At 23.2% G+C, this 280-nt stretch carries 1 protein-coding gene; it reads right to left on the reverse strand.

Annotation, left to right across the window (positions count from 1 at the left end):
- Positions 1–280: hypothetical protein (locus NG904_RS16900; protein WP_252232888.1), on the reverse strand; the 280-nt coding region annotated here is incomplete at both ends.

The following is a 280-nucleotide window of genomic DNA, read 5'->3' on the forward strand; positions in this document are numbered from 1 at the left end:
CTTATTGCTACCATATAAACAAATCTTGAAATTAGAGAGTTTTTTAAATAATTCGATGCCATTATTAGTATAATAATCTATAAATGCAATTTCTTTTTCATAATTTTTATAATAATTTTCATCAATAACCCTTTCGGTATATTTTACAAAACCATTCTTCTCTAATATGGCAATTAATTTTAAAAATTTTTCTTCTTGGGTTTTGCTTAACTCACTCACTATATCTTTCAAAGTATATTTACCATTCAAATATTTACTGATTTCACTAAAAAACGGGTAA

The sequence above is a fragment of the Clostridium sp. ZBS15 genome, assembly GCF_023845705.1.
Taxonomy (GTDB): domain Bacteria; phylum Bacillota; class Clostridia; order Clostridiales; family Clostridiaceae; genus Clostridium; species Clostridium aquiflavi.